This is a genomic window from Aulosira sp. FACHB-615, from assembly GCF_014698045.1.
Lineage (GTDB): Bacteria > Cyanobacteriota > Cyanobacteriia > Cyanobacteriales > Nostocaceae > Nostoc_B.
The window spans coordinates 85537-95986 of sequence record NZ_JACJSE010000025.1 but is presented as its reverse complement, the minus strand read 5'-3'; the positions used below and the strand labels follow the sequence as shown (position 1 = coordinate 95986).

At 39.8% G+C, this 10450-nt stretch carries 10 protein-coding genes; 3 read left to right on the top strand and 7 right to left on the bottom strand.

What is annotated here, in order from left to right; all coding sequences use genetic code 11:
* Window positions 1-103: 103 nt before the first annotated feature.
* Window positions 104-277, bottom strand: coding sequence for a DUF6887 family protein (locus H6G77_RS27340; RefSeq protein WP_190873232.1), 174 nt, complete (start codon window positions 275-277; stop codon window positions 104-106).
* A gap of 6 nt (window positions 278-283) precedes the next feature.
* Window positions 284-2008, bottom strand: a complete 1725-nt coding sequence (locus H6G77_RS27335) for an ABC transporter ATP-binding protein (protein ID WP_190873231.1) — start codon at window positions 2006-2008, stop codon at window positions 284-286.
* Between the two features lie 593 nt (window positions 2009-2601).
* Here H6G77_RS27335 and psaK point away from each other — a divergent pair.
* Complete coding sequence (gene psaK / locus H6G77_RS27330; RefSeq protein ID WP_190673894.1) at window positions 2602-2862, top strand: photosystem I reaction center subunit PsaK; 261 nt, start codon at window positions 2602-2604, stop codon at window positions 2860-2862.
* Window positions 2863-3050: 188 nt separating this feature from the next.
* Here the strand turns inward: psaK and H6G77_RS27325 are convergent, their stop codons facing one another.
* The 5 genes from H6G77_RS27325 to H6G77_RS27310 form a co-directional block, all read right to left on the bottom strand.
* Complete coding sequence (locus H6G77_RS27325; RefSeq protein WP_190592715.1) at window positions 3051-3323, bottom strand: cupin domain-containing protein; 273 nt, start codon at window positions 3321-3323, stop codon at window positions 3051-3053.
* Between the two features lie 22 nt (window positions 3324-3345).
* Complete coding sequence (locus H6G77_RS27320) at window positions 3346-3711, bottom strand: Mo-dependent nitrogenase C-terminal domain-containing protein (protein ID WP_190592714.1); 366 nt, start codon at window positions 3709-3711, stop codon at window positions 3346-3348.
* Window positions 3712-4416: 705 nt separating this feature from the next.
* Window positions 4417-4551 carry a hypothetical protein gene (locus tag H6G77_RS36360; RefSeq protein WP_277877274.1) on the bottom strand — a complete coding sequence of 45 codons (135 nt, stop codon included), beginning with the start codon at window positions 4549-4551 and terminating at the stop codon, window positions 4417-4419.
* Window positions 4552-4821: 270 nt separating this feature from the next.
* On the bottom strand, window positions 4822-4941 hold the full coding sequence (locus tag H6G77_RS27315; RefSeq protein WP_242049317.1) for a ChaB family protein: 120 nt from the start codon (window positions 4939-4941) through the stop codon (window positions 4822-4824).
* 51 nt (window positions 4942-4992) lie between these two features.
* Window positions 4993-5445 carry a pyridoxamine 5'-phosphate oxidase family protein gene (locus H6G77_RS27310; RefSeq protein WP_190592713.1) on the bottom strand — a complete coding sequence of 151 codons (453 nt, stop codon included), beginning with the start codon at window positions 5443-5445 and terminating at the stop codon, window positions 4993-4995.
* A gap of 695 nt (window positions 5446-6140) precedes the next feature.
* On the opposite strand from H6G77_RS27310, the gene H6G77_RS27305 reads away from it, so the two are divergent.
* Together H6G77_RS27305 and metK are read left to right on the top strand one after the other, a co-directional pair.
* Window positions 6141-9167 (top strand): cation-translocating P-type ATPase, encoded by a 3027-nt coding sequence (locus tag H6G77_RS27305; RefSeq protein ID WP_190873234.1) that lies wholly within the window; start codon window positions 6141-6143, stop codon window positions 9165-9167.
* A 78-nt stretch (window positions 9168-9245) separates the two neighbouring features.
* Window positions 9246-10430, top strand: coding sequence for a methionine adenosyltransferase (gene metK / locus H6G77_RS27300; RefSeq protein WP_190673903.1), 1185 nt, complete (start codon window positions 9246-9248; stop codon window positions 10428-10430).
* The last annotated feature ends 20 nt before the right edge of the window (window positions 10431-10450 follow it).

Here is a 10450-nt window from a genome sequence, read left to right as displayed (position 1 = left end):
CTGTTCTTCCTGCGGAAGAATTTGGTCGCAGAACTGTCGTCAACTCACGCGCAATTCATCTCAACACTTCCGCTATCGCGGTAAGTGTGAGGCTTCTTGCTGCTCAAGCTAAATGTTCTAAATATTCTAAATATTCGTCCACTGTACTTGTTTTTCCTTGATTCCGCAGACGTAGAGCCATTGCGTGTAATGCGTCTTCATCATCTCTATGAGCCAGAATATAAGCTCTTAGTTGCTTGGTAGTCATCTGCTCAAAATTCGCCTGCGGTTGATTCATAAGTCCCTAACTAAATTGCTGGGCATAAAACCTAGCATAGCGACCTTCCAGCCTTAATAATTCCTCATGATTCCCTGATTCCATAATTTGCCCTTTTTCTAAAACCAAAATCCGATCGCACCGCCTCACTGTACTCAATCGATGGGCAATAATAAATACTGTGCGGTTTTGCATTAATCGTTCTAAGGCTTCTTGTACCAAGGCTTCCGATTCGGAATCTAATGCAGATGTCGCCTCATCTAATATTAATATCTGTGGGTCGAGCAGCACAGCCCGCGCGATCGCGATTCTTTGGCGTTGTCCACCCGATAGATTTACCCCTCGTTCCCCTACCCAAGTTTGATAACCTTCTGGTAACTGGGTAATAAATTGATGAGCGTTAGCAATTTTCGCGGCTGCTATCACCGCATCCATATCAAAATTATCTTGTCCAAAGGCAATATTTTGGGCGATAGTCCCCGAAAACATCACCGTTTCTTGGGGAACAATGCCAATTTGTCGCCGCAAACTATGTAATCTGACATCCCGAATATCAATATCATCAATCAAAACTTGCCCAGCATCAGGATCATAAAAGCGGGGGAGGAGATTCACAAAGGTGGTTTTTCCCGCACCAGAAGCACCCACTAGGGCGATCGCTTCTCCTGGTAATGCTAGTAAACTAATATCTTGCAGGACAGGTTCGCCGGGTTTGTAAGCAAAGGAAATGTGGCGATATTCTACTTTACCTTTGACTGGGGGCAGGGCGATCGCAATTGTTTTTTCTATTACCCTTGGTTGAATTGCCATTAATTCAAACACTCGGTCTACCGATGCTTCCCCTTGCTTAAACTCATTATAATTTGTTGTGGTGTGTCCTATGGGGTCAATTAACAATGCCGCCGCAGCCAGGTAACTGAAAAAATCCCCCACTGTTAAATTACGCTGATAAATTTGCCATGCTCCCACCATTAGCAAAGATAAAGCACTCAAAGCTTCTAAAAAACCGATGATGGGAATTTGAATGGCTTTGAGGCGTTCGGCGGAATATTTGGCTTTTAAAGAACGTTCAGCTTCATAACCAAAACGAGCGATTTCATAATTTTCGGCTGCAAATGCTTGAACAAGACGAATCCCACTAAAAACTTCTGTCAAAATTGCTGATAACCCCGACACACGATTTTGACTTTTGAGGGAATATATACGCAGCCTTTCCCCAAACCAGCCAATTAACACCCCCATTAATGGTGCAATCACAATTGTGGCGAGTGTGAGTTGCCAATTCAAATAAATCATATATATGGGTATGGCAATCAATTGCAACGCACAGGGAATAAAATCGTGTAGCAATTTATTGACAACTTCCCCAACCCTGTCAATATCTTCTGTGAGGCGGTAAGCTAAATCACCTGTTTTGGCTGTTTCAAAATAGCTTAAATCTAATTTTTGTAAATGACTATATACTTGCTTGCGGAGACCATAAGCCACTCTTAAAGCCACTTTAGCCATGTAGATATCTTGCACAGACTGAAAAAAGCCACGCACCAGAAACACCAAAGCACAAATCCCGGCTAGTTGGGCGATCGCTACTACATTACCTTGTCCAAAAGGTGCGGCTAATTTACCTGCAAGATTAATTAACGTCAGTGTCGCCAGCACATATCCGATAATGCCGATCAAGCCTTTGATAATATTTGCCCATTGAGGTTTGATATATGGCTGTAGTTGCCAGTAATTAGAACGGTTCTTCAAGCTATGACTTCCAGAATGTGATTTTACTCTATTTGACGCTATCAACTTTTGTGTAGTTGCAATTCACCTCATTTTAAAAGCGATCGCCGCTTTTAACATAGCTTGACTGTGGCGATCTCTAAAAAAAGAGAGTTATTATCTGGCTACAAGTAAATTCTGTAGTAAAAATTCTAACTACCATTCTTAAAATAAATGGCATCACATTTAAAGAGAGACTATGGGACTAATATTTGATTTGGGAAAAAAATCAGTACACTCATATCAGCCGTCTTTCCTACTCCCTACTCCCCATTCCCTACTCCCTGCCTACACAATTAGATTCAGGAATTAAACCGTATTCCTATATAAATTCTACAGGATGAGACAAAAGGCAGTTTCAATTAAACAAAGTTTACAATTAAAGATAAAAGTAGCGTAAACTACTCCTGACTCCCACTATTAAACTATCAGTAGCCACAGCCAGATAGTTGTTTATATTAAGGATTGAAAATAACTGTTAAATATTGCTGCAAAACGGGGAGTTTTCTTGAATAATCTTCCTAGATTTCCCGATGATATTTTCTAATCATTCACACATTCAGGAGCAAAATCTAGTGCTGACTTCCACTTTACTGGCTGCTGCCACTGCCCCTCTACAATGGAGTCCCGCGATCGGCCTTATCATGATTGTTGCTAACATCATCGCCATCGCCTTTGGCAAATCTAGCATTCAGTATCCTACTTCCGAGCCAGCGTTACCCGAAGCAAAATTCTTTGGTGGTTTTGGTTTACCTGCATTACTAGCCACTACAGCCTTTGGTCACATTTTAGGCGTAGGCATCATCTTAGGATTGCATTATCTGGGTAGATTCTAAACTCTATAGCTCAGTTTGCCTTTAGTTCCGTATTGTTTTGTCTCAACGCTATTGAGCTAGAAATTAGTATTTCTGGCTCTTTCGTATCTGCAAGAATGCGGGAGGATTTATCTCACGCAGAGGCGCAGAGGACGCAGAGATGTAGTGAGAGAATATATCACTCAGCACTCAGCACTCAGCACTCTGTATTAAGAAAAGTAATAATGCTTTCTTACGTTGCTGATAATTTCCCAAGTACAGGACATACCAGCCGGAAAAGTTACCAAATCTCCTTTACCCATCTGCACTGCTTGTCCGCCATCCGGCGTAACAATGACATCACCTGTCAAAAAATAGCACGTCTCTTCAGTATCGTAAGTCCAAGGAAATTGAGATACTTCTTTTTCCCAAATCTCCCATGTGAACACACCCAAATTGTTTAGATATTCTTGACTGGGTTGATGTTCAATTTTAATTGCCATATTTTGTGTTCTCAGTTTGCGTTTAACAGTATGACTGAATATCTTCGCCACACTGATCTACTAAATAACACAAAGCTCGAAAACGCAAGCCAACAAATTGGTCATACAGAGGGTTCAGTTTGCACATAGGGGGAATGTGGGCTATGGTACGACCGAACAACACAATATCACGCTCAAAAGGACATTGGGCTGGGATCAATTTTGCAATAAAGTGTGCTAGTTCTCGATTTTGAATTTCGAGTTCATCTAACCATTGACGTAATGGTTTTAGAACATCATAACGAGATTTACCTAAGAAATTTTGGCTGGCTAAATTTGTGGTATGCTCAAAAGTCTCAGCTTGAATGAAAGCAGGAAGAATAATAGATAAGTTAGTAGTTTTAGGCATAATCGTTAGTAATTGTTTTTGAGGTTGATATACTAGTAGGCTGCACATTTAAGTCTATCCACGCAATTTATTCCAGTAAGATATGTGGCGCTTGCAGACATAAGTTGCTGTAAGCACAAAATGCTTATTTGGTTTACAAAATGCGGGGAAACGTTGACTTAATTGATATTTAAACTCACCGTATGGTGGAGAACTGTCCCGTTAAATACAAAATAACAAAGAAAAGATAAAAGTGGGATTTTTTTAACTTATTGATTGCTGATACCGGAAATAGCAATTTCATATATTCAGTTTAGATGATACGTACAGAAACTGTATAGTATCCGTAGATTGAATTTGGTGAGCTAAAACGCAGTAATATTCTGACTTTAGCTAGACTTATCAGGAATGAGCTTTTTAGGCTAAATGATTGTAGGATATGGAGTATCAAATAAATTGTTATATACGCTACATAAGTCCCCCCCAATCTTATTTAATTAGTTACTTAAAATCCTTTGATAAGTAAAGACTAATAATGTTGCGTAGGTAACCAAACAGAACATCAGGGACGTAAAGTACAGCATATTTCTAATTTTTGAATGCTGAAGAACTGCCGGATTTACAATCAATATAAATACTCACCGAATAAAATCTTTATGCTATCTTCACACAATCTTCAAATAATTTGCTTGAGTTTTGTGTAATTAAAACTAATACCGTTTCACTTTAAAAATGAGACAAATAAACAAGCAGCGCCTTAACTCTACTCGGCGATCGCAAGCAGAGGAAGTGATTTATATCAGTAATTTCGTGAATTGGTATAAGATTCAACTCTGCTTCTATACCAATCCATGAATTCATGCCTGTTACCAATACTGTAACGCCGCTTCAAATTGACTATCAAATATTAGTCCCATAATGTAATTTTTCACCTAAGAAATAACCTGGGAATATGACAAACTTTCAGCTATTCATCTTGAATAATCAAGAGTTTGACTGTGATTTGCTTATATCCCCAGGACGGAAGTTTACTACTACTGCCAGTAAGAAAAATATCTTTATATTAGTTGTGTTAGCGTCTAACTAAAGAAATAGGTTTTTTGCAGTTAATTGGCTCAATAGTAGAATTGATCACACATTAGTTATTTGGCTTTTGTGCCACTGCCCATCTTCGCCTTTTTCGTAATCGCGCTTTACTGCACTCCAAGCAACTTTAAAAGCACTTTTCTGATATGTGAACAGCCAAGACAAGGAGGACAGGGTAGACAAGATAGAGAGATATTTGTAAATTATTTAGGATTGCTATAGGGAAGAAAAATTGATGGTTTGGGGATGATAACTTGAACTACTATCCCAATAATCGGCTTGTTTAATATTGACTTGGAGTAATGCTAAATCTGGCTGATCTAAGCCTTGAGAAAACCAAGTTTCTAATTCTGGTTTCCATAATTCTGCCATTTTTTGGCGGTCTTTGAGGAGTTGTGCTGTACCAGAAATGGAAACGTAAAGCTGCTGTTCACAGGAAGAAAAACTCACATTTACCTGCTGATTATGTTCAATTTCACTGACTCTATGGGAGTTGGAACTAGTAAAAAACCAGATTCTTCCTTCTAAATCTATTTCTTTGATTGAGTACATAGGACAACTGTGCAAGCTACCATCATCATTGACTGTGGTCAACATTCCAGAGTCAATATTTTGGATTAATTCTTGCAGTTGTTGAATTTGGCGATCGCTGTTTGTGGAAATTGTCATAACCTTAGATGTTTCTATTAACTGTTGGGATATTTTTCTGATTACAGCCAATATTAAATTCTGGCGCAATCTATTTTTTATTCCTAACATTTACCTTAATTTATAGCTTGAGTCTAAAGACATAATTTTGCTGTATATACTAATATATTCCCGACTTATCTAATAAGTCGGGAATCTGAATTGTGCAAATATAATTAATACTTGAGATATAAATTTAAAATTTTCTCTGTGACTTTCGGATGATGGAAACAGTTGAGAGTTTGACTACGCTTTTATAGCAGTCTTAGTTGATGGTCAATCAGCGATCGCTAAAGATTTGTTAAATATAGTCTCAGATTTTAATGCCGATGTTTATAAAATAACTAACGGTGCGGCTGATTTACGGTTAATAGTACACTCAGATCAGGCTTCTTTCCTACTCCCGACTCCCCATTCCCTATTCCCTACCTAAACAAATAAATTCAGAAATCAAACCGGATTCCTATAGTTTCATAAAACTTAACGATGCTGAGAAATCAAAATCAATCAACATAAATAAAAATTAATCTATTTTGCCTACTTCATTAAGTTATGGGCATTGAAAGGCTTAACATTTCTATTAACAGAAATACAGTCACATATCCTATAATTTTGCTAATAGAGATATATATCAAAATTGCAGTTTTGCAAGAGCAAGCATGGGGGCAAAAATTGCAGTGATTCAAGCAGTACATACCAAAGTCAAAGGCAGAGCTAGATATAAAGTAGAAGAACTTTACAATTCGGCAGAACTCAAAGATTATCTGGAGCGATCGCTGTTAAATTATCCAGAAATCAAGTTTGTGAATGCTAATCCTTTAACTAGCAAAGTTTTAGTCTATTTTCCTCAAGAAAAAAGCTATAAAGATATAGCAATTATTATCGAAAGTGTTTTATTAACTTATCCAGGAAAGAGTAAGTTAATTCCCAATAAGAAAAAAGAGAAAAACTTAAAAACTCACAAATCAACTGTTAATAATCTTCAAAAACAAAACCAAGCAGACTGGTATTTAATCCCGTCAGATAAAGTTGTTCACAAATTAAATACCTCACCTACATGGGGATTATCCAGTGAATTAGCCAGTGCCAATCTGCATAAATATGGTGCTAATGTCCTGGCGCAAACAGAAACTCGCTCTGATTTAAGCATTATTGTTGAGCAATTTCAATCTCTACCGGTGGCATTACTCGGTGTGGCGGCGGGGGTATCAATATTCACGGGTGGAGTGATTGACGCGGCGGTAATTTTAGGTGTAGTAATTCTCAATGCTGCTATTGGTTACACCACCGAAAGTCAATCAGAAAAAATCATTCATTCCCTAAAAAATCGAGACCAACCATCAACATGGGTAATTAGAGACGGTAAACCGCAAGAAATCCCTACAGAAAATGTTGTTTTAGGGGATGTTTTAACCCTTAAACCGGGCAGTTATATAGCCGCAGATGCGCGATTAATTGCCGCAGATAATCTGAGTATTGATGAATCTGCCTTAACAGGTGAAAGTCTGCCTGTAACGAAAACAGATGATTTACTTATAGGTGAGGATATCCCATTAGGCGATCGCTTGAACATGGCCTATAAAGGCACTTTTGTTACAGGTGGTCAAGGACTGGCGGTGGTTGTCGCCACGGGACAGAATACCGAAATGGGACATATTCAGCAACTTGTAGGCGAAGCCACCGCAATGGAAACACCCCTCGCCAAACAACTAGACCAAGTAGGTAGCCAGTTGGTATTAATCAGTATGGGTATTTGCGGTGTCGTCTTTGGTTTGGGCGTGTGGCGGGGATATGGCTTAGTACAGATGTTGAAATCATCCATATCTTTAGCTGTGGCGGCGGTTCCCGAAGGCTTACCCACCGTGGCGACTACCACCCTCGCCCTTGGTATTCGTGATATGCGCCGCAACCGCGTCCTTGTACGTAGCCTGAGTGCAGTTGAAGCTTTGGGTTCAGTTCAAACAATTTGTATGGATAAAACCGGCACATTGACAGAAAACAAAATGTCAGTTGTCGAAATTCAAAGCAATACCCACAACATTAAAGTTACGGACGGGGAATTTATCACCGGAGAAAAAACCATCAACCCCTACAGTAATGATGAACTATTAAAACTAATTCATGTCTCAGTTCTTTGCAACGAAAGCCAAGTCAGCCGCGCGGGAAATGGTCAGTATGAAGTCATCGGTTCCGCTACAGAAAACGCCCTGATTTACATGGGTATTAGTTCTGGGGTAGATATTATTGACCTCAAACAAAAATATCCCTTAGTGCAAACCAACTTGCGGTCAGAAAATCGCAACCTGATGAGTACAATTCACGAGACTGATGATGGTAATAAATTTGTCGCCGTCAAAGGTAGCCCCGCCGAAGTGGTGGAACTTTGCCAAACATGGGTAAAACATGGGGAAATAGTAGAATTAACCCCAGCAGATAAAAGAGCGATCGCTATAGAAAATGATCGCATGGCCGGGAAAGCATTACGCGTTTTAGGGATAGCCTATAACCAGATTAACCAGTCATCAACCAACAATAACCATGAAACAGACTTAATTTGGTTAGGTTTGGTCGGAATGGCCGACCCCATTAGGAAAGGTGCAAAAGAACTAATTCACGACTTCCATCAAGCCGGAATTGCTACCGTGATGATTACCGGCGACCAAAGCCCCACAGCTTATGCGATCGCCAAAGAATTAGAATTAAGTCAAGAACAACAATTAGAAATTCTCGACTCCAGCAACCTAAATAACCTCACACCCGAAGCCTTAACCGCCCTCAGCGACAAAGTAGATGTCTTCGCCCGCATCAGTCCCAGCAATAAACTGCAAATAGTCCAAGCCTTGCAAGCCGCCGGGAAAGTCGTCGCCATGACAGGGGATGGAATTAACGACGCACCCGCCTTAAAAGCCGCCCAAGTTGGTGTAGCTATGGGTAAAGGCGGTACAGATGTCGCCAGAGAAGTTGCAGATATTGTTTTAGAAGACGACCGACTCGAAACCATGATTGTCGCCGTCAGTCGCGGACGTACAATATATAACAACATCCGCAAATCTGTACATTTCCTCCTCGCCACCAACCTCAGCGAAATCATGGTAATGACAGTAGCCACCGCCGCAGGTATTGGCGAACCCTTAAATGCAATTCAACTACTCTGGCTAAACTTAGTAACCGACATCTTCCCCGGCTTATCCTTAGCAATGGAAGCCCCAGAACCAGACGTTTTGAGTCAGCCACCCCGCAACCCCGACGAACCAATCATTAAAAAATCCGATTTTGGGCGAATTGTCTTTGAGTCTGCTGGTTTATCTGTGAGTACCTTACTCGCTTACGCCTACGCCATTCGCAGATATGGTTTTAGCCCCCAAGCCAGTACCATTGCCTTTTTCACCCTAACCTCAAGCCAATTGCTGCATACATTTAGCTGTCGTTCTGAACACCACAGCCTATTTAGTAAAGAAAAACTCCCACGAAATGGCTATTTAAATGCTGCCCTTATCGGTTCCTTTGCTATTCAAATTTTAGCGATCGCCCTGCCACCATTGCGGAATCTTTTAAAGATTACTCCAATTAACTTTGTCGATACTGCCGTCATTATTGGTAGTGCATTGTGGCCTCTATTGTTAAGTGAATCAACAAAGAATATTCAGCCAAATCTTAATAGTGCTTTACCCTTACTACCTCCAGAAAAAACACAACAAAGTTAAATTACACCTTCTTCTCTCTGCGTCCTCTGCGTCTCTGCGGTTCGTTAAAAAAAATGTCGCGCCAAGACACTAAATCTTATGAAAAAAGACTTCATGTTCACATCAGAATCAGTCACCGAAGGACATCCTGATAAATTGTGCGATCAAATCAGCGATGCCATAGTAGACAGATTCTTACAACAAGACCCCTACGCCAGAGTCATTACCGAATGTGCTGCATCCACAGGCATATTATTTATTGCTGCCCGATTTGAACCCAACACCAACGTAGACTTTACCAATATTGCCAGACAAGTAATCGAACAAATTGGTTACGAACAAAAAGAATTTAACAGTAAAACTTGTAGTATTTTGACCAGCTTGCGAGAATTACCCGCCAGTCAAACTCACTTATTTGATGAACATAATTTATCTGATGAAGAGATAGAAAAAATTACCGTTACCAATCAAGTAACAGTATTTGGCTTTGCCTGTAATCAAACCTATACTCTCATGCCCTTGCCGATTTGGTTAGCGCATAAATTAGCCAGACAATTAAGCGAAGTCCGACACAAAAATATTTTGCCATATCTAACACCTGATGGTAAAACCCAAGTAGGAGTAGAATACCGCGATCGCCGTCCTTATCGAATCCATAGTATTACCGTCATTGCCAGTCAAAATAAAGCAGGCAAACCAGATTACCAACAATTACAAGATGATATTCGGGAAACAGTGATTAATCCTGTATTTGAGAATGAAGAAATTCGCCCCGATGCCAAAACCAGAATATTTATTAATCCCGATGGCGCATTTATTAAAGGCGGGCCAGCAGTACATTCAGGGTTAACTGGGAGAAAAAATGCGATCGATACCTACGGCGAATATTCTAAACATAGCGGTTCAGCCTTGAGTGGCAAAGACCCCATTAGAATTGATAGAATCGGCGCTTACATTGCCCGTTATGCTGCCAAAAATATAGTCGCCGCCAAACTTGCTGACGAATGTGAAGTGCAACTCAGTTATTCCATTGGTTTGTCTCGTCCCGTGAGTATTCAAGTAGAGACATTTGGTACAGGTAAAATATCAGACGAAGAAATTACTAACTTATTAGAAAAGTATTTTGATTTCCGTCTGGCAGGAATTATTAAACAATTTAATTTAAGACATTTACCCACAATTCATCAAGACGGTTTTTATCGCCAACTCGCAGTTTATGGCCATGTAGGAAGAATGGATATAGATTTACCCTGGGAAAAAACAGATAAAGTCGGTGTATTTTGAGATGAAATAATTTTTTATAA

What these genes read in the sequence shown, in the direction of transcription:
- H6G77_RS27340 (WP_190873232.1), bottom strand. Translation starts at nt 277, where the DNA reads ATGAATCAACCGCAGGCGAATTTTGAGCAGATGACTACCAAGCAACTA.
- H6G77_RS27325 (WP_190592715.1), bottom strand. Translation starts at nt 3,323, where the DNA reads ATGGCAATTAAAATTGAACATCAACCCAGTCAAGAATATCTAAACAAT.
- H6G77_RS27320 (WP_190592714.1), bottom strand. Translation starts at nt 3,711, where the DNA reads ATGCCTAAAACTACTAACTTATCTATTATTCTTCCTGCTTTCATTCAA.
- H6G77_RS36360 (WP_277877274.1), bottom strand. Translation starts at nt 4,551, where the DNA reads ATGAATTCATGGATTGGTATAGAAGCAGAGTTGAATCTTATACCAATT.
- H6G77_RS27310 (WP_190592713.1), bottom strand. Translation starts at nt 5,445, where the DNA reads ATGACAATTTCCACAAACAGCGATCGCCAAATTCAACAACTGCAAGAA.
- metK (WP_190673903.1), top strand. Translation starts at nt 9,246, where the DNA reads ATGAAAAAAGACTTCATGTTCACATCAGAATCAGTCACCGAAGGACAT.